This is a genomic window from Pseudomonas sp. Tun-23181, from assembly GCF_057415455.1.
In genome coordinates this window covers 2,901,736-2,923,815 of sequence record NZ_CM171630.1, presented here as the reverse complement: position 1 = coordinate 2,923,815, position 22,080 = coordinate 2,901,736, and the positions used below count along the sequence as shown (strand labels likewise).

The window sequence follows — 22,080 nt, the reverse complement described above, 5'->3', positions numbered from 1 at the left end:
ACAGGAATCCAAGCATGTTGAGCACCCTTGCACCGGAATGTCCGGCGTTTTTGCTCGATCGGGCCAAGGCCCTGCCACGTGTGGTCACGGCGGTGGTCAACCCGGTCAACCTGCTGAGCCTGAGCAGTGCCAAGCGGGCGTGTGACGAAGGGCTTATCGAGCCTGTGCTGGTCGGTGATCAGATGAAGATCCGCACCCTGGCCGAAGAACTCGACTGGGACCTGCGCGACCTGCGCGTGCTGCACGCCAGTGATGAGCAACAGTGCGCCGAAGTCGCTTGCATGCAGGCTGGAGACGGTAGCGCAGCGGCCATCATGAAGGGGCACCTGCACACCGATACCTTGTTGCGTGCGGTGCTCAAGCGCGAAGTGGGGCTGCGTACTGCCAGCCGTCTCAGTCATGTGTTCCACATGACGCTGCCGGGGAGCGACAAGGCCTTGTCGATCACCGATGCGGTGATCAACGTGCAGCCTACGATCATCGACAAGATCCATATCGCCCGCAATGCCATCGAGATGATGCATGCCTTGGGCTATGAGAGGCCGCGCATGGCGGTGCTGTCCGGTACCGAGGAAGTGACGCGCAGCATGCCCTCGAGCCAGGATGCCGCCGAGCTGACCAAGCTGGCGGTGCTCGGTGTCCTGGGAGAGGCCTGCATCGAAGGCCCGCTGGCCTTCGACAACGCGGTGTCGCTGGAGGCGGCGCGCATCAAGGGCATTGGCGGTGAGGTCGCGGGCAATGCCGATATCCTGCTGGTGCCCAACCTGGAGGCGGGTAATTTCCTGTTCAAGCAGATGGTGTATTTCATGGGCGCCACGGCTGCTGGCCTGGTGCTGGGCGCACGGGTGCCGATCATGCTCACCTCGCGTGCCGACCCGGTGCAGGCGCGTCTGGCATCCTGCGCGCTGGCGTCCATCGTCATCGACCATCACCGGCAATCGCGCGGGCGCTTTGCGTAAAAAACCAAGCAATCCCGAGACCCCAAGGAAAATCACGATGGCTGTGCAACGTTATGGCTTTATCTTCAAGGCGCCTGGTATGCAGTTCCTCACCCACAACGGTAGCCTTGAATCGGACACCTTCACCGCGACCGTGTGCGGCGTAGCGAACGTCGGGGAAGCGCAGATCGTGGCCCAGGAATTGTTGACCCGGCATGTGCAATTGATCGAGCTGTGCGGCGCTTTCACCGAGGCCGAAGTCGAGCTGGTTCGCAGCGCCATTGGCGACCGGATTCCCGTGGCCGCCGTGCAGTACAACCCTGAGACTCGCCAACGCCTGCAGCAGTTGAGCGACTGAGCGATTTGGGGCCGCTTTGCGGCCCTTCGCGGGCAAGCCCGCTCCCACAGGGGCCGCGTAAAGCCACTATCAGTTCTCTGCGTGACAGCGCAGCCCAAAGGCTAGGTGATCTCCCACAGGGATCGCGCATTTCCTGAACCTTGTGGGAGCGCACCTTGCCCGCGAAAAGCTGCAAAGCAGCCCCGGTAAAGTCTGTAGAAGCCTTAACTGACTGGCATTAGGGCCTGTCTTCAGGGGGCGCAGCGTGCAGGAGCCATTTCAGCCTGCCTGGCGGACAACACCCGCCGCCCCCACCAATCACTCCCTTCAACCAGTTGGCGGATCAGCACCTGTTGCTGCGTACTGCCGGCAAACTGCTGCGGACGCGGTAGCGGTGGAAGCGAGCAGACCAGGGCCTGGTGCTGTTCTGCACCTTGCGCAAGTTCCCCGAAGCCGGGCAAGAACGGTAAGTGCGGGCACAGATAGAACAACACCTGGTGGGTTGCCGCTTGCAGGCGTTCGCTGGCGAACAACGCCCCGTTGCATGCATCGAGTAGCTCGGACGCCAACGGCAAGCCTTCGCTGCCGCCGCTTCCAATGATTTGCCCCCAGCGTGGAGCCAACGCCTGGCGAATGAAACCGTCCAGCCGGGCTGCCAGTTCATCCTCGGCAAAGCCATGAAAATCCAGGCCGAAGCAGTCCTTCAGAATGCGCAGGTACGTCTTGTCGACCAGGGTGCGCCCTGCGTTCTGCCAGCCCAGGCCGGCGGCTTTGACCAGGCTGCCGTGGAACTGCAGGAGCAGGGCATTCTCGCTGCTACGCGCGTCCATGCCCGAGGCAAATGCCGGGTGCGGCCGTGACCAGGCCTGGCGCAGCTGTTCTGCGAGCTGGACGAGGCGCAGGCGATCCTGGGTCATAGGTGTTCTCCGCAAAGCAGGTCTTAATGCACAGCAAGGGCTTGGCATGCGCGCATGACTATAGGCGGGAACATTCCGGCTCATTAGCACCAGCCAGTGATTGTGCCCTGGGCCAGCGCACCGCTGTCGTCTGGCCCCTAAGAACGCTTTGACGTGGTTCTAATGGGGGCGCGGCGCTTTCTCTAGCATCTCAGTCCAGTGATTCCCCAACCACAGGCTGGAGCTGAGAACATGACAATAAAACAGCACCACACCATTCCTCCCGTACCTGGCCAGTCGCTCGACACGGCCAAGCCGTCGTCCTCCTGGTTGATACGTCGCCAGCAGAAACTCAATCTATTGTTGCCGGGCATCATCGCCGCGATGGTCGTCGCCGCCAGTGCGTCTTTTCTTTCCGAGCATTACGGCGCACCGGTGATGTTGATGGCCTTGTTGCTGGGCATGGCATTGGGCTTTCTCTCCGAGGAGGGGCGAGCGGTCGCGGGCATTCGCTTCACCTCCAGCACCGTCTTGCGCTGCGGCGTGGCGCTGCTGGGCATGCGCATCACCGTCGAGCAGATTCTCTCGTTGGGGGGAACGCTGATGGCGGTGGTGATCGGTGCGGTGTTCCTGACCATCAGTTTTGGCATCGTCCTGTCGCGGCTACTCGGCCAGTCACGGGATTTCGGCATTCTCAGCGGCGGCAGCGTGGGCATTTGCGGGGCGTCTGCGGCGCTGGCCATTTCCGCGGTCCTGCCGCAAGACAAGGACAGCGAGCGCAACATCATTTTCACGGTGATCAGTGTGACGGCGTTGAGCACCATCGCGATGATCGCCTATCCGCCGATCGCCCAATGGATCGGCCTGGATGCCCAGCAAGCAGGGGTATTCCTTGGCGCGACCATTCACGATGTGGCGCAGGTGGTCGGTGCCGGCTACAGCATGTCGGATGAAACCGGCGATACCGCGACCGTGGTCAAGCTGCTGCGTGTGGCCATGCTGGTGCCGATTGTCTTCAGCCTGTCGTTGCTGCTGCGCAAGCGTAAGGAGGGAGGCCCGCGCACGGCACTGCCATTGCCCTTGTTCATCATCTTCTTCGTGTTGTTCGTTGCCATCAACAGCAGCGGCATAGCTCCGCCACAGGTGCAGGCGCTGGCCGGCGATGTGTCGCGCTGGTGCCTGGTTACCGCGATCGCCGCCCTGGGCATGAAAACCTCGTTGAAGGCGCTGCTGGAGGTGGGGTGGCGCCCGGCGACCCTGTTGGTCAGCGAGACGGTGTTTCTCGCCGCATTGATTCTGATCGCGGTGCAATGCCTGGGGTAAGCCAGCACCATGGGGTGAGTCGTATCGCTCCCGCCCGATCGACCGACGGCTGCCGACACCTGGCGTGTGCGGCGGCCGTCTGGTTTAACCCGTAGCCGAGGTGGTATGAGCCTACAAGTGCATCTGATCTTTCTGGGGTGCGTGGCATTGGCAAGCGTCGCCCAGAGCCTCACCGGCTTTGCCTTCGGCCTGATCCTGATGGGCTTGATCGCGTCCCTGCACATGGTGCCGCTGAGTGAGGTCGCGGTGGTGATCAGTATCCTTACCCTGGGCAACGCCATGGGGACCCTGGGCGGGCCGAAACCGCAGTTGGATCGCGCGGTGCTGATGCCGGTGTTGCTCAGCAGTCTGTTGGGGGTCAGCCTCGGCGTGTGGGGGCTCGATGCGTTGAGCGGCGGCCTGATCATCTGGCTGCGCCTGCTGCTTGGCGTACTGATCGTCGCCGCCAGCCTCATGCTGGTGGTGCAGAACAAACCGAAAGCGCAGCTCTCCCGGCAGCCATCATTCTGGCTGGCCGGTGGCCTTTGCGGGCTGCTCAACGGCTTGTTCTCCAGCGGCGGGCCGCCGATCGCGTATCACCTGTATCGCCAGCCTCTGGGCTACGAGATCATCCGCAACACCCTGATCACGGTGTTTTCCGCCAATGCGGCGGCGCGCCTTGGCCTGGTCGTCGCGCAAGGGCAGATGCAAGTGTCCACCTTGTTGTTGAGTGCCGAAGCCTTGCCGTTGGTGCTGCTGGTCAGTTGGCTGGTCCGTCGTTATCCGCCGAAGTTGTCACTGCGCACGGTACGTTGGCTGGTGTTCGTCCTGATGATGCTGGCCGGCGTGAGCTTGATCTGGGACTCAGTGCCGGGGCTTTTGGCTGCGACCTCGGCCTGAGTCCTGGCCGCATCAGTGGTTACTGCTGCAGTATGTACGTCGCCAGTGTTTGCAGCTCCTGCGAGTTCAACTGCGCGTATGGCGGCATAGGGATCGCTCCCCATTTCCCGGCGCCGCCGCTCTGAATGCTGGACGCCAGCTTGGCCGCTGCCTGCGGGTCGCTCCGATATTTGGCAGCGACATCGTGATAAGCCGGGCCTACCACCTGGTGATCGATCGCGTGGCAGGACAGGCAGGCATTGTTCTGAAGCAACGTCATGGCGTCGGCTTTCGCCGCAGGGGCCGCCGAGGCTTGGCTCGTTGCCAGGTTGGAGGCCGCTTGCACATCGGCATCGCTCGCCTGGGCACTGCCATAGGTCGCCGCCAGATAGGCGCCGATGATCTTCACATCCTGATCGCTGATCGGTGCGCCATACGCCTGCTGCATCTTGCTCGCCTCTGCAGTCCATTGCGCCAGGGACATCCCCGGAGGCTGAAAGTTGATGTAGTCGGCCGAATGGCAGGTGGAGCACTTCTGCAGGGCCAAGGTGTAGCCCGGCAGCGTGCTGGGCTTGAGCGCAGCCGTCTCAGGCGGCAGCGTGATCGACAGTGGCGCTGCACTGGCCAGGCTCGCCAAGCAGAATTGAGTCGCGCACAACAAGGTGGTCAACGGTTTCATGCGAGCCCCTCAGGCGACAGTCACGTGGGTGGTTTCGACGACGTGGCGACGGTAGCCCCCGGGATTCCAGTCGGCACGTAGCGGTTGTGTCTCGCCTGCGCGGTTGCTGGCGCGCACCATCAACTGGGTAGCCCCCTTGCTGGCGAAGGCGATCGCCAGTGTCCACTCACGGAATGAGAAACGCCCCAGGTCCTGCCCGAGCTGGGCTTCGAGCCAGCGCTTGCCGCCGTCGATGGAAACTTCCACCTTGTTGACCCCAGCCCCACTGTCGAACGCTATGCCCTTGAGCACCACCTGTTCTTTCAGTGGCAGGACATCACCGTGCTTGACGCTGGTGATGAAGCTGCGCACGGGCAATTTGGAAATCGGCTGGGTCTTCGCTGCCGTGGTGCCGGGGGCGACGCAAAAGCAATCGTTGTCCGGGACACGGTAGCCTTTAGCCATGAAAAAGCCGTCATCGATTTGCTCGATGACTTCGATCTCACTCAGGTGCTTGACCCAATAGGTCCCGAAGTAGCCTGGCACCACCAGACGAATCGGGTAGCCATTGAGAAAGGGCAGGTCGGTGCCGTTCATCGACCAGGCGATCATGGGCTCGCCATCCATGGCGTGGCTGATGTCCAGGGCCTTGATGAACTCCGGTGTGCTCGACAGCACGGGCTTATCAAGCCCACGGAATGTCACCTGCCTGGCTTCGGCTTTGACGCCTGCCTTTTCCAGTACCGCTTTGAGCGGCACCCCAACCCAACGGGCATTCCCCATCGAGCCATTACCCAGTTGGGCGCCGAACACGCGGGGCATGAAAAAGCCACGGCTATTACCGGAGCACTGATTGACAGCCACCACTTCCACCGGGTCGGTGAGTGTCTTGAGTTCTGCAAGAGACAACGACAGCGGGGTGTTGACCGAACCCTTGATCGTCAATCGGTAGCTGTCTGGATCGATGCGGGTAGGGAAGTTGGCCAAATGGTAACGCACGAAAAAAGCATCGTTTGGCGTGATGGGGCCCTGGTCGAAGACCGAAAATGGCGTTTCCAGGTGTGGTGGACGAGTGGTCACCAGGGTCAACGGCCTTTTTTGCGGGTATTGCACCAGCGGGCGAGGGCCAGCAGCGAAGGTCACGTCATCGGCACTCGAGGTGGCTTCTTGGGGATCGGAGACGGCCTTGGCCAGGCTTGCCAATGGGGAGGCTGCAACCGCCAGTGTCAGGGCATCGCGTAGAACGCGGCGACGGCTCGGATGGCTGTTTTCCATAAAGCTGAATTTCATTCTGCACTCTCTATGTTTGTATTTGAGTGAGATGCAATTGACAGTTTCCCGTCAGGGGCGCGAGGCATGGATAGTTCGCCCACGTTGATATTCAGCAGAAATTGACATCAGGCTATTAAGCCAACTTCTGTTTGGCGTGATGCCTCACAGGGCCATCTTCAAACGCTTGTGACGGCATGCATAGGTCCAGTTCATGCCGTAGTGTTGGGCCTCTGACTCGGTCGTTTGGGGCCGCTTCGCGCTTGATCGCCGGCAAGCCGGCTTCAAAACCACATCCGAATGCCGGCAACGAAACGCGCTTCATCCACATCCCCGCCATCGTCACGAATCAGGTCTGCCGTCTTGCCGTAGGCGCGGCTCCAGGTGACGCCTATGTAGGGGGCGACTTGGCGCACGATCTCATACCGTAGACGCAGTCCGACTTCGGTGTTGGCGAGGCCGGAACCTACGCCGCGCTCAGGGTCATGCTTGCCGTAGAAATTAGCCTCAGCGGTGGGCTGCAGGATCAGGCGATTGGTCAGCAGGATGTCGTATTCGCCCTCCAGCCGAGCGGCAGTCTGGCCATTCTCGCCCATGAAGGCGGTGGCCTGGGCTTCGAAGTCGTACAGCGCCATGCCTTGAATACCGAAGGCCGCCCATGTCTGCGCAGACGCTGGCTTGAAGTCCTGGCGAACCCCTGCAACCACATCCCACCAAGGGCCAATGGCGCGGCCGTACAGAAGCTGCAATTCGGCGTCTTCGGTAACGCCGTTCGTGCGCTCGCCTTCGGAACGGATCCAGAGCCGGTTTATATCGCCCCCGACCCATCCCGAGGCATCCCAGGCCAGCGTGCTGCCTTCGTCGGTATCCTGATACTCAAGCTGATCCAGCAAGAAGAAGCTGTTGATACCGCTATCGTGAATCTCATGACCGCCCAATGGGGGAAATGCCGCTTCGCGGTCCGCATCGGTCAGGATGGGAATCGGCGTGCGACTGGTCGTCGTGGGGGCATTGGCAGGGCCATGGTTCATCTTCGAGTGGTCCATGGCGCCGTGATCCATGCTCATCGCCGAATGATCCATCGCTTCAGCCGCAAAGCTGGGCGCCCCACCCAGTGTGCCGAGGGACACCGCCAATGCCAGGAGCGAGGGGCGTGCCAGCCTATTGCTCATCGTTGCCTGCCTCATGATGTTCACCGGACCACGAGGAAGGGGCATGCGCCGCCAGAAGGCCTACCAGGGAGGCAAAATAGAAAACGGCGCTACGTTTCATGGGTTTGCTCATCTCGGATTTCCAGTTCATTCGTCCACACGGACTTCTCGGAACATGCCCATTTCCATGTGGAACAGCAGGTGGCAGTGATAGGCCCAACGGCCCAACGCATCGGCCGTTACGCGATAGCTGCGTTTTGAGCCAGGCGGCATGTCGAGGGTGTGTTTTCGCACCATGAAGTTTCCATGCTCGTCCTCCAGGTCGCTCCACATGCCGTGGAGATGGATGGGATGAGTCATCATGGTGTCGTTGACCAAGGTGATGCGAAGACGCTCGCCATATTTGAGGCGCAGGGGCTCGGCATCGGAAAACTTGATCCCGTCAAAGGACCAGGCGAACTTTTCCATATGCCCCGTAAGATGCAGTTCGATCGTGCGACCAGGCTCACGGCCATCAGGGTCCATGAACGTGCTGCGCAGATCCGCATAGGTCAGGACACGGCGTCCGTTGTTGCGCAGGCCGATGCCTGGATCGCTCAACTTAGGTGTCGGCGACATCGTCTGCATGTCGACCAAGGGATTGTTGGTCTCCGAATCCGGGTGGCTCTGCCTGGCTGCCATCTGGCCGTGGTCCATGCCGTGCATCGATCCGTGATCCACCCCACCCATGCTGCCGTGATCCATACCCATATCGTTCATGGAGATGAGCGGGCGTGGGTCAACGGCTGGTACAGGCGCCTGCAGGCCTTCGCGGACGGCCAAGGTGCCTCGGGAGTAACCCGTACGATCCATGGACTGCGCGAAAATAGTGTACGCCTGCGCGTCCTCCGGCTCGACGATGACATCGTAGGTTTCAGCAACTGCGATGCGCAATTCATCGACGCTAACGGGATTGACGTGTTGCCCATCCGCGGCCACCACCGTCATCTTCAAGCCTGGGATTCGCACATCGAAGTACGTCATGGCTGAAGCATTGATAAAGCGCAGGCGGATCTTTTCGCCCGGCTTGAAGATGCCCGTCCAGTTACTGTCTGGTGCCTGGCCGTTCATCAGGTAGGTGTAGGTATACCCGCTCACGTCGGCAAGATCGGTTGGGCTCATCTTCATCGCTGCCCACATTTTTCGATCCGCCATGGCGGCCGACCACCCCATCTCGCTTACGTCGTCGATGAAGTCGCCAACCGTGCGCTTGTGGAAGTTGTAATAGTCCGACTGCTTCTTGAGCTTGGACAGGACCTTGGCAGGATCCTCATCGGTCCAGTCGCTAAGCAGGACCACGTAATCCCGCTCATAGGTGAACGGTTCAGGCGCTTTCGCATCGATGACCAATGCACCATAAACCCCGGCCTGTTCCTGCAGGCCCGAATGGCTGTGGTACCAGTAGGTGCCGTTCTGGCGGACCTCGAACTGGTATTCATACATGCCATCGGGGGCGATGCCATGGAAGCTCAGGCCTGGAACACCATCCATGTTCGCCGGCAGGATGATGCCGTGCCAATGGATGGACGTGTCTTGCTTCAAGCGGTTGCGAACACGGAGCGTGACAGTGTCACCTTCTCGCCAGCGAAGAATGGGCCCGGGCAGCGAACCGTTGATCGCCATGGCGGTACGGGCGGCTCCGGTGACGTTGACCGGTAGCTCACCGATGTAGAGATCGAAATCGGTGCCTGTCAGCACGTTGGGCTGGCCAGGGCTGGTCACGGCCCAGACCGGCGTGCGCCACATGCCTAGTCCACCCAGTAGTCCAGTAGCGGCCAGGCCTTTGACGAAGGATCGTCTCGTGGTTTTGCTGTGCATGCCGTCGTGTCCAGTCAGGTCATTCGCTGATATCCAGGCTGCTCGACGTCGCAGCCTTCGGTTTCACAGGCCAGAGGCGATCATCGTCATGAGCGCTTCGAGCAAGCTCATCCGTTGTTCCGCAGCGGGTCACTGTCTTGGCTACGTTAGCGAGCCTGCGCTTTCAGGAAGCTGAGCCCGGCATTACAGATCTGTCAGGTTCGCGTGACGGTTCAACCCGGTCTGGACGCACCTGTCATGCAGGCTGAGGCGCAATGACAGGACTCAGCGATCGAGTAGGAGATGGGGCTTGCATGGCTGGATGGCCTATAGGCTGGAATTCTTCTCTTGCGCCATGAATACGGTGCGCGGGTGGATCACGAGGCTCAGGGAACGCCTGCAGACGCCTCGTGTGCAGGCCGACATACCGGGTCACTACAAGATCAAGCTGAAGGCTTTCGGCCACCGCCTGGTCTATCGCGTCGAGGATGAGCGGGTGGTGGTGTCGATGGGCAAAGGCGAGCGAGGCGAGGTCTCCAGTTTCTCGGGGGAAAGGTGTAAACCTTATTCAGGACGGGACAGGACAAATTAAAAAGCCGGCTTGTGGTCGGCCTTTTGTGTTTATAACTACATGATTTAAAATGATATTATGATTATTTGTTATGTTGACCCACACTATGACCCACATCCTGGCCTCGGGTTCCATGTGGGCGTTTTGAACGGCATTTTGGCTCGTGCTTTTGCAGTCTAGCTTGTCGTACTCCGGGGGATGGAAGCCTTGGTAGATGGGCTTATGTTCATTTAGGCTGTCGCAGATGGATTGGTAAGGTTTTTTCGCTGTGCACCCAGGGCATTCTGATCATGCCCCTTGCTGATGGGGGGCGATGGCTGTTGCTCAGCTACACTCGGCGCCGGACACCCGTTTTGGCATCAACCTTCGTGCGTACAGCCGTCAAGGCCTTGGGGCCCATCGATAACCATTGATAGCATTGTGAAGATCGTTTTTGCCGAGGAGGTCGCGCAGAGTGAAGAACACTCCTACCCAAAACCTCCCGGTCAACCTTGGCATGGTTGGCCGGGAGTCAGATGCAAAGTGGTCAAGCGACCAATTGCAGGGCGGCATCCAGAGCGCGTTGCTTGATCTGCGCGCCCTGTCCGAACCAGGCTGAGTCCAGCCGGTACTCATTGCTACGCGCACGACGTTCGTGGTCGACATATTCGGTTACCGCGTTGAGCAGGCCCCAAGCAGTGCCGCGAGCTGAGTCCAATTGGCTGCCTCGTCCACGTCCTTCGTACAGCTCCTGCACTTTGCGCAAGGCGCGCTCATTCGGCAGACTTTCTGGCAAGTTGCCGGTCGGTGAGGTTTCGCACATCACGTTCATGAAAAAACCCAAGGCCTCATGCCACTGCACTTTGCGTTCGGCCAGAGCACGCATGCGATCCATGAAGTCGTCCCATTGCGAGACGGCGATGCCGAGTTGCTTCTTTACCGCCTTCGGATCAAAGCGGGTGTTGTGCGGCACCTTGATCGCACGTGTAGTACCGTCCAAAGCGACAGTGAGGGTGTTGTTGCACACCACGCGCACAGTGGTCGGCGTTGCCGTCGTGGCCAATGTACCGTCGCAGGACGTGGCCAACAGCAGGTAACCGTTGACCTGGTCGTTGCCCTTGAGGGCAGATCCTTGTCCGGTACGCGCCAGCGCCCAGAACTTACGACCGCCCTTGAGCACGCCGGCTGTTTCCAGCTCGTAGCCGGAGACCTCGGTCAGGTCGCGGTAGAATTCCAAGACCTCCCGAGGTTGTACCGTGTGATAGCGCTGGGAAACCACCGACAGCGGCGCCTTGGTGTCTGAGCGGTAGAGGACCTTTTGCTCAGGGAAGGAGTGAATGGCCCCCAGGTGGCCGACGGCATCCGACTTGAAGTGCACAGGGCTTTCCAAGATTTGCCAGTTCATACCGGCTTCGCGCTGCCAGACTTCAATGGATTGTTTACGCGGCAGATTGTTGCCCAGGCCGTGCCAGGGAGTAGTCCCAACATAGGCCATTTGTTCGATTTGATGGGCCATGGAAGATATTCCTTTGAGCAATAGCCGGCATAAAGCGCTGCGCATTGCACAGCACCGGCAGAAATAGGGAGTGGAAAGGGGGCGGATAAGCGGAATAGGGATCGCGGGGCGTCAGTCGTAGAGGCTGAACTCGTGCCCGCATTCCAGGCACTGGTAATTGTTCAGCACTCTCTCATCGATTTGAGAGCCAATCGCTGCACCAGCTACCGCTCCGGAGGCGCCACCTACGAGCCCTCCGAAAATGGCTCCGGTAATACCGCCCAGGGCGATGCCGACAGGGCCGGCAAAAGCACCGACAGTCGCGCCAGCCTCGGCACCCGCTAGTACGCTGGACACGCCACTGGCGGCACCACCAATCGATCCGATGACACCACCGGCCTTTTTGCCGAGATCCTTCGTTGCAATGCGTGCAGAACTACATACGGGACAGTTCATGAGAGAAATTTTCCTATATCAGGCCGATTTAACCGTGGGAGAAGGCCTACTGCTAGGTCTTCAAATTAATGATATAGGTTTGAAAATTATTTGAATCTAATTTGCTGTTGGTTTCTGGCTGGAAGTGGTTGCCTGCTTAGCATTGATAGGCTTGGCGTTGGTATATTTCGGTCGTTATGTCTGGTTTGGGCTAAGTGTTGCGAAGCAGTTTGGAGTTTTGCAGCTTTTCTGAGATGTATAAGCCCTTTTTAGCCTCTATTTCTACGAGTATTTCTAGTGCTCGTGCTCGACTGATTTCGTGTTGTTCTGATATTTTGTCTAGCGTCTCGACGGTCTTGTCTGACAGGACAAAGTTATATTGTGACTTTCCCTTTAGTGTGCTTCTGTATTTTCTTTGGTTCCATAGTTTTTTAATTTTCCCAATATAAAGTTCTTCTTGTTCGGAGGTGTAGTTCGCGTTGTCGAAAAAGATCAGTAGGTCCTCATATGTTTCGATGGGCGTGCGGAAGATGGAGAGGTATGTGTTCTTTTGTAGCCACTCGTAAGCGAGTGAGCATTTTTGATTGTCGTCTTTAAACCATGAGTATTTTTTGTCGTGGATTTTGTGCTCACGCCACCGCTGCTCCAGATTTTTGATTAGAGATGTCTTTTCGGTAAGGTCTCGTTTCCAGACGTCAAGTATTGCTATAGGGAGATCCCTTCCAGAAAGATTGAAGGGGAAGTTAAGTTGGCTGTGCTTGGTTGAGTTTTGAATTTCTTTTGTTAGCCATTCCACTAGTCGACGTTCGTTCGTGATCCACTCTAGGTGTTTCTTGGGGGTGAGTTGCTCTCGTCTTCTTTGCAATAGTGGATCGACCTTCCATTTGTTTGCTTGGAGATATCGAGCCATCTTGTCTCGCATTCCATAGTCTGGGAGTGCTTCTTTATTGAAACTTTTTTCGAAGAAAACGAGTGTGTACCAAAGCCATATGTCATGGCGCTCGCTGTACTCGGAATCGCCGAGAACCTGGCTTAACTCATCGTTGTAACGTATCGCCATACTAGGATCACTCTATGCAAACTCAAGGAAGAGGCTAGATTTACACTATCGTGATTATCGAGTCAATCTAGGCGTACTCTAGTAGTGCAAAATTCTCTTGGATACACAATTTCACTGGGTCTGTAGGTGTGTTTGTGGCTATTTACGTTTGAAAAAGGCAAGTCCTCTGAGACGAACATGATCCCCCAGAGGGGTGCTGAGGGTAGGAGGCAATGGACGGATGGCGAGGGGGTGGCGTGCCGACAAGGTGTGGGGTGGGTTCGTCGTCCGTCAAATTTTACTGGCCTTGCCAATCCTCTGGACGAATACAGGAGCTACGTTCATGAGGATAATCCGCCTGAAAGAGGTCATGGATCTTACTGGTCTTTCCCGATCCACGATTTATAAGTACATCGCAGAAGGTCAGTTTCCAATTCCGGTGCCGTTAGGGGATCGATGCGTCGGCTGGCTAGAAAGCGAAGTTCACGACTGGATTCTCGCTAAGGTGGCTGAGCGTGATAAAGCTTTAGGCCTGGCTAGCTGATAATTTGCGTTGACGAGCATAGTCGCCATCATGATCTGGTTGATGTCGGATCATGATGGTTTTTTGCCGGAGTTGAATGAGTGAGGTATTTGCTGGTTTTTAATAATGGTTTGGTCGGTATTGGTGGGTATGTGTTGTCATTTTGTTCTCGGTATGGGTAGTATGCTTTTATTAAGTAACTATCAATTGTGCTGTTAGGGCGGCTGATACTTGCTTCTGCTGATGGCTGTCTGTATCTATATCCATCATGATGTGAGAATGGCTAATGCTTACTCGTACCGCTGATTCTATATCTATCCAATGCTTGGCATGATATTTTCTGTCTGAAGGCTATCTACTCCCTAGCAGACCCCTTGGTGCCTAGGGCGACCCAGTGCATCACATGCTACCCAAGCACTTATCTCCCTAGTGATTTTCTCTTCAGGTTAGGTGATGTGCAGGATGTTTGGGTAGGGAAGGTTGGCGCCGTGTAACTCGTAAATAAATACCACGCTTGCTGAGTATATGAGTCTTAGCAAAGAGAGTGGTTACCATGCTGCGTCATCCCGATAACACCAACCTTCACATTCACGCTGGCGATCTGTTTGAAGGTCTTCCAGTCATGATCAAGAAGGGGCCATTTGTAACTGAGTACTTGGCTGCATTGAAACGCACCGTTGAAAACGCGCTTAGCCAGTATCCGAGACTGTTAGCCTTTAGAATCGATCTACGTCTGCCAATCGGTATCGACTTGCCTGATTACGCATACACCAACCAAGTCATCAGCAGATTTATTGAATCGTTCAAGGCCAAGATCGAGCACAACCGACTGAAGGCCCGTGAGCGGTATCTCTACGCTCATGGGTGTAAGGTTCGTTACGTATGGGCCAGGGAGGAGGGGACAGGGCACCGGCCGCATTATCACGTTCTGATTCTGCTCAATCGAAATGCCTTCTACACGGTGGGGAAACTGCAGTCTGATAACGCCAACATGATCAGTCGCTTGCAGGAGGCGTGGGCCAGTGCCTTGAGGCTGCAGGTCGATCAGGTGGCAGGTCTGGTGGAGGTCCCGGACAACCCGGCGTACAGGGTGGATCGCGGGGACACTGGGGCGTTGTCCGGCCTGTTCCATCGTGCCAGTTACCTGTGCAAGGTCGCTTCCAAAGCCTATGGAAATGGCCAGCATGGCTTTGGATGCAGTCGGGGGTGATGTAGTTACTGCTGAGACCCTGGCTTGTCAGGCTATGAACTCTGGCCTAGTTGAGTGATTGACCGGGCTGGAGATCGTCGCAATGCTCCAGATCACCTTCATCAATTTCGTCGCAGGCTGGTTATTGCATTCACCGCGGTTTTGGCAATGGCACTATCCAATGGTGACTAATGGCAATATGCCGCTGTACGTGAATGGTCACTGTCGATTACCCTTGTCGACTTGGAGTAGGTGAACAGGAAGCAATAGAACGCTTGCATTCGACTTTCTTCAGGGGAGTCTCCGCGCGACCGGTAAGCCCGTACGTCAGCGATGGCTGTACCTGCTGGTCGCTGCGCGAGCAGTTCGCCTGTCCTGAAATTCCCGGCAGTGCGCCAGGCTTAGCTCTACAGAAACACAGGAGAAGCAGGGAGACATCACCCGAGCGTGCGGCTAAGATCGCCGTCGAACTCTGCCTGCCAGCGGAGGAATTTCATTGGTACAAAGTGAGCAAGGATGTAGGGAATGTTCGTAATCAAGGGCCCGCGTTGATCACACCAATCGAGGCAGCGTCAGAGGAAGGAAAATGAGAGGCCGAGAGGGCACAATATCCAACGGAAACAGGTCACTACGACCTCTCTGCGTCCCTTACCACTACTGCAAGGTATAACCACCATCTACAACAATATCCTGGCCGTAGATGCTGCGTGCTCGCTCGGACAGAAGGAACAGAATCACATCTGCCACCGCTTCTGGCTCAAGAAAGTTACCTTCGAGCAAACGTTGGTTGACCTTATCTGCCACAAAAGACAACGTCGCATTATCCAACCCTAATGATCCCCAGATCGGAGTAGCGGTTGGCCCTGGTGATACAACGTTCACTCTAATTCCTGCCTCAGCCAGTTCGACGGCCAACGTTCGTGCATGCGCCGTCAGTGCTGATTTCGACGCGATGTAGCCGGCCAAGCCTGGGAAGGCCAACATGGAAAGGAAAGTCCCCACAAATACAACTGACGCGGGCCTCGCCAACTGGGCTCGCAAAGCTGAAAGCGTGTTAAGCGCACCAGCACCATTCGTGGCCCAGTTTCGCTCAAATCCCTTACTCTCCAAGCTGTCTTCAAGTACAGCGACGCCTGCATTCGGCACGAGAAAATCTACAGGCCCGATTCTGGAGGCGCAGTGTGCAAGCTGCTCAAGATCCGAACTTACTGTCACATCGCCCCTGACGATATGAAGGCGATCACCATGCATCTCTTTGAGCGTAGCCAGCCCGCCCAGGCTACGGGACATCGCCACTACATTCGCTCCTTGACTGAGTAATCGTTGAACGACTACCAGACCGATACCTGAACTCGCCCCAGTTACCACTGCCACGCGATTGTCGAACTCAATTGTCATGTTTCAACTCTTGAATAGTAAAAGACCCACCCAGCATCCTCATATTTCATGCCAACCTAAAACTTCATAATAATCAAAGGGCTGGCGATTTATAGAGTCAACTTAACAACGAGCTATTCTTGTCAAAATGACTAATGTCGAGTTTTTTTGACACTCATTAGTAGCTTTATTCGCGAGTTCCTGAGAGGGCAGAAAAATCGTGTCGCACTAGCTCTCCTTCAAAGTGACATTCCCGTCCACTCTTCAGAAATGCGCCAGAGCTGCTCTGCCAACTCGGGATTGGCCGCCCATCGCGCTACCCCCCTGCGACCTGCCTCGGAGTTGTTGATCGGCGCGACATTACAGTCTTCGCAATAGACACCGCCCTTGCCTTCCAATGCCGAACTGGTCGCGCACCACAGTCCCGTTGCCGCCCCCTGTTCCAGGTTTTTGAGGCCGATCTCCGGTGCGTTTCTTTGCTGGCCGTTCTCATCAAAGACGTCAAACGCCTCGATCTCGGCGCTGCTCAGGTGACGTCCCAAGTTAGTCAGAATCTGACCGGGGTGAAGGGAGAAAGCTCGCACGCCCTGGCCAGAACCGCGTTGGTCGAGACCTATGGCGAACAGTGCGTTGGCGGTTTTTGACTGACCGTACGCGGCCCATTTGTCGTAGGGACGATGGATGAAGTCGATGTCATCAAAGTCGACACCGGCAATCTGATGGCCTCGCGATGAAAACGAGATCACCCGGGCAGTGCCAGCTGCAACAAGTGCTGGCCACAACCCACTTACCAGACGGAAGTGCCCCAGATGGTTGATCGCGAACTGACTTTCGTGCCCATCGACATCTCGTGCCAGGGGCGAGGCCATGACGCCCGCGCAATTGATCAACAACGAGAGCGGTTGCCCGCGCCGCACGACCTGACCGGTGAACGTCTGAATGGAATCGGCATCGATCAGATCCATCGCGTGGACAGAGATACGCTCTTCGCCCGCCAGGGCCTTGCGCGCACGATCTGGGTCTCTGGCCGGGACAATGACCTTGGCACCTGCGCGGGCCAGACTTTTGGCGGTGACCAGCCCCAGGCCGGAATACCCACCGGTGACAACAGCGAGATGCCCGGCGAGATTCACTCCGGCCATGACCTCGGTCGCGGTACTGGCGGCGGAAAAAGGTGAAAGAACAGTTTTTTGAGGCGTTGTCATGAGCGGCTCCTCGTTGCTTGGCTTTGACGCTCATTGTTCTTTAAGATGCCTGGACGAAATAGTTAAGATAATCCAGGTTTCTGTCTTGATCATCCAAAATCCCGTCTTAGATCCCTTATCCGATGTCCTCGCGCTGGCCGGGCTCCGCGTCGCCTGCTCCGTGTGCCTGCAGGCGGGTGGGCAATGGGCCTTGCGTTTTCGTCCGATTGAACTCAAATTCAACGTCGTTCGGCGGGGACAGTGCTGGCTGCGCATCGAGGGCAGCCCGGCGCGCCACTTGCAGACGGGCGACTGCTTCGTGATATCCCGCACCCCGTTCATTTTGGCGAGCGATCCGGAAGGCGATGCGGTCAATGCGTCCGATGCCTTCGCCCAGTCCAGCACACTCGCCACCTTGGGTGCCGGTGACGATGTGGAGTTATTGGGCGGCAGTGTGAGTCTGATCAATGCTGGCGCAAGCGAGCTGCTGTCGCTGCTGCCACCTGCGATCATCATCCATGCAACCTCGGGAGCCGCTTCGTCGTTCGCCTGGCTGCTGGATGAGCTGGACAGGGAATGGCAATCAGCGCAACCCGGCGCCAACGCCATGTGTAATGGCCTGCTTCGTCTGATTTTCGTCCACGCGTTGCGACATCACATCAACACTGCCGATATCGCCGACCTTGCCTGGCTGGGAGGCCTGCGCGACCCTGCCATCGCCAACGTAATGCGTGCCATTCACGGTGCCCCGGAGAAATCCTGGAAGTTGGCGCAGATGGCGGAGATCGCTTGCATGTCGCGATCCAGCTTCGCGGCACTCTTCAAGCACCGCGTGGGACATTCTCCTGTTGAGTACGCGACTCGCTGGCGCATGCAAGTTGCCGCCTCTAGGTTATATGCGAGCCGGGACAGTGTGGCGACCGTGGCGGCCTCATTGGGTTATCTGTCAGACGCTGCTTTTGGAGTCGCCTTTCGCCGGGTTCACGGAAAATCGCCAGGGCAATATCGGCGAGAGGCAATACGTGAAGGCGTTCAATAGTAGCCCTGCGCACGTTGGCATCCACGCTGGAAGGTCGCAGATCAAGATCTACAATTCTCGGATCTGAGCATGGCTTAGTTGGAAGGTCTCTTCTTGACTCTGTGTGACTAGGCCACGCGTGGCTACAGTAGGTTCCAGCAAACATCAACCCACTGTGAGTGACCGCCATGAACAACCGTCTTGATTACTTCAAGCTGTCCCCTCAAGCTTCCAACAAGCTGGTGGAGCTGACGATACAACTGAGCGAGAAGCCGCTACTGGGTATCCGCCCAGCCAACACATCTTCCTGACGCAACCGCCGAAGGGCCTGGTGTCCACCTAATTTAAGTGGACACCATTTCTGGCCCATCAAGCGGATCTTCCATGCACCCTCAGCGCCGTACCTACAGCAAATCCTTCAAAGCCCAGGTTATCCAGGAGTGCGCCGAGCCTGGCGCCTCCATCGCAAACATCGCTTTGGGCTACAGCCTCAATGCCGACCTCGTCCACAAATGGATTCGGCTGCACAATCAAAAAAACGTAGCGCTTCAACCTCCGTTCATCCCGCTGCAGCGTCAGATGCTCGGCGCTGGCACGCATGCTCAGCCCTCCACTATTAGCCGTGAAATCCAGCACCCGCGTACACCCATCAAGATGACTTGGCCAGTGGACAGCGCAGCCGCCTGCGCAAGCTTTCTTCGAGAACTGTTGCGATGATCCGCACCGATACCATCTGGCTTACCACCGAGCCGATGGACATGCGCGCCGGCACCGAAACGGCCTTGGCCCGTGTTGTCGCGGTCTTCGGTGCGGCGAAGCCGCACTGCGCTTATCTCTTCGCCAACCGTCGCGCCAACCGGATAAAAGTGTTGGTACATGACTGCGTTGGCGTGTGGCTGGCGGCACGCCGACTCAACCAGGGCAAATTCCACTGGCCGGGCATTCGTCACGGCTCTCAAGTGGAACTGGACAGCGAGCAAGTTCAGGCGCTTATCGTGGGGTTACCTTGGCAGCGACAGACCACGGTCGCCCAAATAACCATTAATCACCGCCAGAATCCCAGCCGCCAACTCGTGTTTCTCCAGTAAACGGCGGAAGTTGAGGATGGTGGTTTCATCGGGAATGCGCTCCAGGCTCAAGCCGACGAACTGACGCAGGATGGTGGTCTCATACAGGGCTTCCTCCATCGCCGGGTCGCTGTAGCCGAACCAGTTCTGCATCAGATGTATGCGCAGCATCGCCATCAACGGATATGCCGGGCGACCACCTTCACCCCTGGGGTAGTGCGGTTCGATCAAGGCAATCAAACCCTTCCATGGCACCACCTGATCCATCTCGCTCAGGAACAGCTCCTTGCGGGTCTGCTTGCGCTTGTCGGCGTACTCGGCGTCGGTGAAAGTCATCTCTTCATTGGGGTATTCGCTCAACGGGATCGGCGTATTTCACCAGAAACCGGAAGTCTTCTTCAGAGTTTCCCTAAAGGCAGTTACACCGTCACCCTGAAATGGGTGTTAAGAGGTGTATTGGCTTGCTCTGAACCGGGATCCGCTTCGTACGGTGGGGCAGCATTTTGCCGCCGATAGTTGCCACTCGAAACGGCAACCCCCCTGTTCCGAAATCGTTAGAAAGAAACGGACGATGCAGGCAGAGGGTGGTCGCATTGTGGGATGTCAATAGTCCCAGAAGCCGGCGATCCAGCGGAAGGCATTACCATCCAGCGCCACCCGGCCTACAGATGGGAAGGGCAGGTGAGTGGCGATGAACACTTCGCCGCTCGCTGCGGCCTCGCGCAGCAGGCGTACACGGACATGGACGGACTCTTCCGGGTCGTGTTCAAAACCGTTGTGCCATTCCGGATGATCGAACGCTACAGGGAATAGTGCGTCGCCGGCAAAGGTCAGGCGTTCTCCTCCAGAATTCACGTAGACGATGCAATGGCCGGGAGTGTGGCCGCCAGTGAGTTTCGCCACTACGCCCGGCGCCACTTCGTACTCGTCTTCGAAGATGTACAGGCGGCTTTGGTAGTAGGCCATAAACTCGTTGGCAGTACGGCGCAGTACATCCGGTACAGGCTGTGGCATCTCGGTTAGGGTGAAGTCAGGGATTTTCCAGAAGTCGACTTCGGTAGCAGTAACGTGGATACGCACGTCAGGGCTCAAGCCGTTTCTCACCGTGTCGACGAGCAGACCACCGATATGGTCCATGTGCATATGGGTGATCACGATATCGGTTATTGACGACAACTCGATACCCGCATCCTTCAGACGCTTTGGGAACTGACCTGCACGGGGAAAGCCTGGAAACTGGTTGCCTAGGCCTGCGTCCACCAAAATAATTTGATCACCGCTACGTACTACCAGCACGTTCAGCGCCCAGTCAAACATGTCTGGCCCCAGATGCATCTCCTTGAACCACGCCGCGCGCTCAGCCGGGTCGGCGTTGGTGGACATCGTCTCAGTAGGTAGCGGCAGCACACCGTCGCTGACTACCAGCACGTCGATCTCGCCCACGCGCAGGGCGTAGCGTGAAGGTACCAGGTCTTGAGTGGGGGAGGCTGTACCTGGCTGGGCAAAGGTTTTCAGGTGCATGGTCATGGTTGTTCTCCTATCGCTTTTAGGTCGAATTCATCAGGCGTGTAGCACTTCCTCAGAGCGAGGAAGTGCAGGTGGGCAATCAGGCCACAGGGATCAGAGGATCGGCGGCGGCCAAGGCGAGGTCCCGCTCTGCGGCTGGCGGGTAGATCCACATGGTGTTGATCTGCGTCTTGAGTTCCTTGGCTTCCGCTTTCACAAGCTTTAGTTGGCGGTCCCAGCCTTCGGTGTACACGGCACCCCACGTGCCCAGGTCGAGGCAGGTGACGTACTTGGGTTGGCGGTATTGGGTTGGAGCAACGTCCAGTAGGTCGGCGGCAGCATTGTTGCCAGCATGGCGGCCCAGGCTGATGGCGTGTTGGCAGGACATCACGGCGAAGTTGCCGATATCGTCGGTGGCGGCATAGGCCACATCGCCTGCGGCAAATATGTTCTGCAGTCCCCGAACCTTGAGGTTTCCATCTACGTACAGGCGCCCTTGGCCGTCACGCTGGGCAGTCAACTGCTCGGTCAGTGGGCTGGCGCGAAAGCCAGCAGTCCAGATCACCGTGTGACTCTCGATGTGGCGTCCATCTGCGAGACTAACTCCCAGGGCGTCCACCGCGGAAACCGTGGCACCGGTGATCCATTCGATACCTAAGCTGTCGGAGGCCTCGATGATAGACGGTCGAATGCCGTCGCCCATCGCCGCCCCAATACTCTCGCCACGGTCGATAATGACCACGCGTATGTCCTGCTCGCCTCCCAGAATCGCGCGTAGCCGGGCCGGCATTTCAGTGGCGGTCTCGATGCCAGTAAAGCCACCTCCTGCGATCACCACTGTATTGCGTGCGCGACTTTCCGGCTGGTTGCGCAGTGACAACAGGTGGTTTTCCAAGTGCGCCGCCGATTCGATCTGGTCAACGTCAAAAGCATGCTCTTTCAGACCAGGGACAGGTGGGCGCGCCAGTTGGCTACCGCTTGCCAGTACCAGGCGGTCGTAGTCCAGTTCGGCGGAGCAGCCGGTTTCATCGTGATAGGTGACCTTGCGGGACTGTTCGTCGATGCTTTTGGCGGTGCCTTTGACGAAACGTATGCCTACCGCGCCGAACAGGTCAGTCAGCGGGGCGAACATACTGCGTACGTCGGGTTCGTAAAAACGCGGGCGAATGCGCAGTTCGGCCTGGGGGGCCAGCAGGGTAATTTCCACATCACTGCGGCCGTGCATGTCCAGTAAGCGAGCGGCGCTCAAAGCGCTCCACAGTCCACCGAAGCCTGCACCAATAACCAGAAGTTTTCGTTTCATAATATTCTCCTGACTCAAATTGATCGATAACCTCGAAGATTTTTCTTCAAATTCGGCGTGACGCTGACTTAGGGGCGCGGAGGCTGTGTTCCGCATGCAGTTGCACGCTATAAGTCCATGCTAGGAAG

23 protein-coding genes and 1 pseudogene are annotated in these 22,080 nt (G+C 57.5%); 11 read left to right on the top strand and 13 right to left on the bottom strand.

What is annotated here, in order from left to right:
• The first annotated feature begins 14 nt into the window (after window positions 1-14).
• Together ACDI39_RS13920 and ACDI39_RS13915 are read left to right on the top strand one after the other, a co-directional pair.
• A complete protein-coding gene (locus ACDI39_RS13920) occupies window positions 15-959 on the top strand; it encodes a bifunctional enoyl-CoA hydratase/phosphate acetyltransferase (RefSeq protein WP_253079889.1) in 945 nt (314 codons plus the stop codon).
• A gap of 37 nt (window positions 960-996) precedes the next feature.
• Window positions 997-1,296 (top strand): DUF6506 family protein, encoded by a 300-nt coding sequence (locus ACDI39_RS13915; protein WP_225788751.1) that lies wholly within the window; start codon window positions 997-999, stop codon window positions 1,294-1,296.
• Between the two features lie 230 nt (window positions 1,297-1,526).
• On the opposite strand, the gene ACDI39_RS13910 is transcribed toward ACDI39_RS13915, so the two are convergent.
• Entirely contained in the window at window positions 1,527-2,192 is a 666-nt protein-coding gene (locus ACDI39_RS13910; protein WP_225788750.1) for a hypothetical protein, read from the bottom strand.
• 231 nt (window positions 2,193-2,423) lie between these two features.
• Between ACDI39_RS13910 and ACDI39_RS13905 the strand changes: the two genes are divergently transcribed.
• On the top strand, window positions 2,424-3,494 hold the full coding sequence (locus ACDI39_RS13905) for a YeiH family protein (RefSeq protein ID WP_253102400.1): 1,071 nt from the start codon (window positions 2,424-2,426) through the stop codon (window positions 3,492-3,494).
• A gap of 117 nt (window positions 3,495-3,611) precedes the next feature.
• Window positions 3,612-4,373 carry a TSUP family transporter gene (locus tag ACDI39_RS13900; protein ID WP_253102398.1) on the top strand — a complete coding sequence of 254 codons (762 nt, stop codon included), beginning with the start codon at window positions 3,612-3,614 and terminating at the stop codon, window positions 4,371-4,373.
• A 19-nt stretch (window positions 4,374-4,392) separates the two neighbouring features.
• Here the strand turns inward: ACDI39_RS13900 and sorB are convergent, their stop codons facing one another.
• From sorB to ACDI39_RS13880, 4 genes are all read right to left on the bottom strand, one after another.
• Window positions 4,393-5,031, bottom strand: coding sequence for a SorB family sulfite dehydrogenase c-type cytochrome subunit (gene sorB, locus ACDI39_RS13895; RefSeq protein ID WP_253102396.1), 639 nt, complete (start codon window positions 5,029-5,031; stop codon window positions 4,393-4,395).
• 9 nt (window positions 5,032-5,040) lie between these two features.
• Window positions 5,041-6,300, bottom strand: a complete 1,260-nt coding sequence (gene sorA, locus ACDI39_RS13890) for a SorA family sulfite dehydrogenase catalytic subunit (RefSeq protein WP_225788746.1) — start codon at window positions 6,298-6,300, stop codon at window positions 5,041-5,043.
• Window positions 6,301-6,563: 263 nt separating this feature from the next.
• Window positions 6,564-7,451 carry a copper resistance protein B gene (locus tag ACDI39_RS13885; protein WP_253102422.1) on the bottom strand — a complete coding sequence of 296 codons (888 nt, stop codon included), beginning with the start codon at window positions 7,449-7,451 and terminating at the stop codon, window positions 6,564-6,566.
• 126 nt (window positions 7,452-7,577) lie between these two features.
• A complete protein-coding gene (locus ACDI39_RS13880; RefSeq protein ID WP_253091531.1) occupies window positions 7,578-9,287 on the bottom strand; it encodes a copper resistance system multicopper oxidase in 1,710 nt (569 codons plus the stop codon).
• 289 nt (window positions 9,288-9,576) lie between these two features.
• Between ACDI39_RS13880 and ACDI39_RS13875 the strand changes: the two genes are divergently transcribed.
• Complete coding sequence (locus ACDI39_RS13875) at window positions 9,577-9,858, top strand: type II toxin-antitoxin system mRNA interferase toxin, RelE/StbE family (RefSeq protein WP_410896927.1); 282 nt, start codon at window positions 9,577-9,579, stop codon at window positions 9,856-9,858.
• A 505-nt stretch (window positions 9,859-10,363) separates the two neighbouring features.
• On the opposite strand, the gene ACDI39_RS13870 is transcribed toward ACDI39_RS13875, so the two are convergent.
• The 3 genes from ACDI39_RS13870 to ACDI39_RS13860 all read right to left on the bottom strand — a co-directional run bounded on the left by ACDI39_RS13870 (window position 10,364) and on the right by ACDI39_RS13860 (window position 12,806).
• Window positions 10,364-11,332, bottom strand: a complete 969-nt coding sequence (locus ACDI39_RS13870) for a DUF932 domain-containing protein (RefSeq protein WP_225788743.1) — start codon at window positions 11,330-11,332, stop codon at window positions 10,364-10,366.
• A 111-nt stretch (window positions 11,333-11,443) separates the two neighbouring features.
• Entirely contained in the window at window positions 11,444-11,767 is a 324-nt protein-coding gene (locus ACDI39_RS13865) for a hypothetical protein (protein ID WP_225788741.1), read from the bottom strand.
• A 190-nt stretch (window positions 11,768-11,957) separates the two neighbouring features.
• Complete coding sequence (locus ACDI39_RS13860) at window positions 11,958-12,806, bottom strand: hypothetical protein (protein ID WP_225788740.1); 849 nt, start codon at window positions 12,804-12,806, stop codon at window positions 11,958-11,960.
• Between the two features lie 322 nt (window positions 12,807-13,128).
• Between ACDI39_RS13860 and ACDI39_RS13855 the strand changes: the two genes are divergently transcribed.
• Both ACDI39_RS13855 and ACDI39_RS13850 read left to right on the top strand, forming a co-directional pair.
• Window positions 13,129-13,329, top strand: a complete 201-nt coding sequence (locus ACDI39_RS13855) for a helix-turn-helix transcriptional regulator (protein WP_181126733.1) — start codon at window positions 13,129-13,131, stop codon at window positions 13,327-13,329.
• A 532-nt stretch (window positions 13,330-13,861) separates the two neighbouring features.
• Window positions 13,862-14,518, top strand: a complete 657-nt coding sequence (locus tag ACDI39_RS13850; protein WP_225788739.1) for an inovirus Gp2 family protein — start codon at window positions 13,862-13,864, stop codon at window positions 14,516-14,518.
• Window positions 14,519-15,151: 633 nt separating this feature from the next.
• Here ACDI39_RS13850 and ACDI39_RS13845 read toward each other — a convergent pair.
• Together ACDI39_RS13845 and ACDI39_RS13840 are read right to left on the bottom strand one after the other, a co-directional pair.
• The gene (locus ACDI39_RS13845) at window positions 15,152-15,895 is read right to left on the bottom strand and encodes an SDR family NAD(P)-dependent oxidoreductase (RefSeq protein WP_225788738.1); all 744 of its coding nucleotides are present in this window, start codon (window positions 15,893-15,895) and stop codon (window positions 15,152-15,154) included.
• Between the two features lie 218 nt (window positions 15,896-16,113).
• Complete coding sequence (locus ACDI39_RS13840) at window positions 16,114-17,079, bottom strand: oxidoreductase (protein WP_225788737.1); 966 nt, start codon at window positions 17,077-17,079, stop codon at window positions 16,114-16,116.
• On the opposite strand from ACDI39_RS13840, the gene ACDI39_RS13835 reads away from it, so the two are divergent.
• From ACDI39_RS13835 to tnpB, 4 genes are all read left to right on the top strand, one after another.
• On the top strand, window positions 17,078-18,097 hold the full coding sequence (locus ACDI39_RS13835) for an AraC family transcriptional regulator (protein WP_225788736.1): 1,020 nt from the start codon (window positions 17,078-17,080) through the stop codon (window positions 18,095-18,097). The genes ACDI39_RS13840 and ACDI39_RS13835 overlap by 2 nt on opposite strands.
• A 167-nt stretch (window positions 18,098-18,264) precedes the next feature.
• Window positions 18,265-18,387, top strand: coding sequence for a hypothetical protein (locus ACDI39_RS13830; protein ID WP_262923563.1), 123 nt, complete (start codon window positions 18,265-18,267; stop codon window positions 18,385-18,387).
• A gap of 73 nt (window positions 18,388-18,460) precedes the next feature.
• On the top strand, window positions 18,461-18,793 hold the full coding sequence (locus ACDI39_RS13825; RefSeq protein ID WP_225788735.1) for a transposase: 333 nt from the start codon (window positions 18,461-18,463) through the stop codon (window positions 18,791-18,793).
• Window positions 18,790-19,164 (top strand): IS66 family insertion sequence element accessory protein TnpB, encoded by a 375-nt coding sequence (gene tnpB / locus ACDI39_RS13820; RefSeq protein ID WP_225788734.1) that lies wholly within the window; start codon window positions 18,790-18,792, stop codon window positions 19,162-19,164. The genes ACDI39_RS13825 and tnpB overlap by 4 nt, the downstream gene beginning before the upstream one ends.
• Here tnpB and ACDI39_RS13815 read toward each other — a convergent pair.
• From ACDI39_RS13815 to ACDI39_RS13805, 3 genes and pseudogenes are all read right to left on the bottom strand, one after another.
• A pseudogene (locus ACDI39_RS13815) lies at window positions 19,087-19,479 on the bottom strand (transposase); the annotation flags it as partial. The gene tnpB and the pseudogene ACDI39_RS13815 sit on opposite strands and share 78 nt — an antisense overlap.
• A 267-nt stretch (window positions 19,480-19,746) precedes the next feature.
• Window positions 19,747-20,670, bottom strand: coding sequence for an MBL fold metallo-hydrolase (locus ACDI39_RS13810; protein WP_225788733.1), 924 nt, complete (start codon window positions 20,668-20,670; stop codon window positions 19,747-19,749).
• 79 nt (window positions 20,671-20,749) lie between these two features.
• Complete coding sequence (locus ACDI39_RS13805) at window positions 20,750-21,952, bottom strand: NAD(P)/FAD-dependent oxidoreductase (protein WP_225788732.1); 1,203 nt, start codon at window positions 21,950-21,952, stop codon at window positions 20,750-20,752.
• Window positions 21,953-22,080: the final 128 nt, after the last annotated feature.

What these genes read in the sequence shown, in the direction of transcription:
- ACDI39_RS13920 (WP_253079889.1), top strand. Translation starts at nt 15, where the DNA reads ATGTTGAGCACCCTTGCACCGGAATGTCCGGCGTTTTTGCTCGATCGG.
- ACDI39_RS13915 (WP_225788751.1), top strand. Translation starts at nt 997, where the DNA reads ATGGCTGTGCAACGTTATGGCTTTATCTTCAAGGCGCCTGGTATGCAG.
- ACDI39_RS13910 (WP_225788750.1), bottom strand. Translation starts at nt 2,192, where the DNA reads ATGACCCAGGATCGCCTGCGCCTCGTCCAGCTCGCAGAACAGCTGCGC.
- ACDI39_RS13905 (WP_253102400.1), top strand. Translation starts at nt 2,424, where the DNA reads ATGACAATAAAACAGCACCACACCATTCCTCCCGTACCTGGCCAGTCG.
- sorB (WP_253102396.1), bottom strand. Translation starts at nt 5,031, where the DNA reads ATGAAACCGTTGACCACCTTGTTGTGCGCGACTCAATTCTGCTTGGCG.
- sorA (WP_225788746.1), bottom strand. Translation starts at nt 6,300, where the DNA reads ATGAAATTCAGCTTTATGGAAAACAGCCATCCGAGCCGTCGCCGCGTT.
- ACDI39_RS13885 (WP_253102422.1), bottom strand. Translation starts at nt 7,451, where the DNA reads ATGAGCAATAGGCTGGCACGCCCCTCGCTCCTGGCATTGGCGGTGTCC.
- ACDI39_RS13880 (WP_253091531.1), bottom strand. Translation starts at nt 9,287, where the DNA reads ATGCACAGCAAAACCACGAGACGATCCTTCGTCAAAGGCCTGGCCGCT.
- ACDI39_RS13870 (WP_225788743.1), bottom strand. Translation starts at nt 11,332, where the DNA reads ATGGCCCATCAAATCGAACAAATGGCCTATGTTGGGACTACTCCCTGG.
- ACDI39_RS13865 (WP_225788741.1), bottom strand. Translation starts at nt 11,767, where the DNA reads ATGAACTGTCCCGTATGTAGTTCTGCACGCATTGCAACGAAGGATCTC.
- ACDI39_RS13860 (WP_225788740.1), bottom strand. Translation starts at nt 12,806, where the DNA reads ATGGCGATACGTTACAACGATGAGTTAAGCCAGGTTCTCGGCGATTCC.
- ACDI39_RS13855 (WP_181126733.1), top strand. Translation starts at nt 13,129, where the DNA reads ATGAGGATAATCCGCCTGAAAGAGGTCATGGATCTTACTGGTCTTTCC.
- ACDI39_RS13850 (WP_225788739.1), top strand. Translation starts at nt 13,862, where the DNA reads ATGCTGCGTCATCCCGATAACACCAACCTTCACATTCACGCTGGCGAT.
- ACDI39_RS13845 (WP_225788738.1), bottom strand. Translation starts at nt 15,895, where the DNA reads ATGACAATTGAGTTCGACAATCGCGTGGCAGTGGTAACTGGGGCGAGT.
- ACDI39_RS13835 (WP_225788736.1), top strand. Translation starts at nt 17,078, where the DNA reads ATGAGCGGCTCCTCGTTGCTTGGCTTTGACGCTCATTGTTCTTTAAGA.
- ACDI39_RS13840 (WP_225788737.1), bottom strand. Translation starts at nt 17,079, where the DNA reads ATGACAACGCCTCAAAAAACTGTTCTTTCACCTTTTTCCGCCGCCAGT.
- ACDI39_RS13830 (WP_262923563.1), top strand. Translation starts at nt 18,265, where the DNA reads ATGAACAACCGTCTTGATTACTTCAAGCTGTCCCCTCAAGCTTCCAAC.
- ACDI39_RS13825 (WP_225788735.1), top strand. Translation starts at nt 18,461, where the DNA reads ATGCACCCTCAGCGCCGTACCTACAGCAAATCCTTCAAAGCCCAGGTT.
- tnpB (WP_225788734.1), top strand. Translation starts at nt 18,790, where the DNA reads ATGATCCGCACCGATACCATCTGGCTTACCACCGAGCCGATGGACATG.
- ACDI39_RS13810 (WP_225788733.1), bottom strand. Translation starts at nt 20,670, where the DNA reads ATGACCATGCACCTGAAAACCTTTGCCCAGCCAGGTACAGCCTCCCCC.
- ACDI39_RS13805 (WP_225788732.1), bottom strand. Translation starts at nt 21,952, where the DNA reads ATGAAACGAAAACTTCTGGTTATTGGTGCAGGCTTCGGTGGACTGTGG.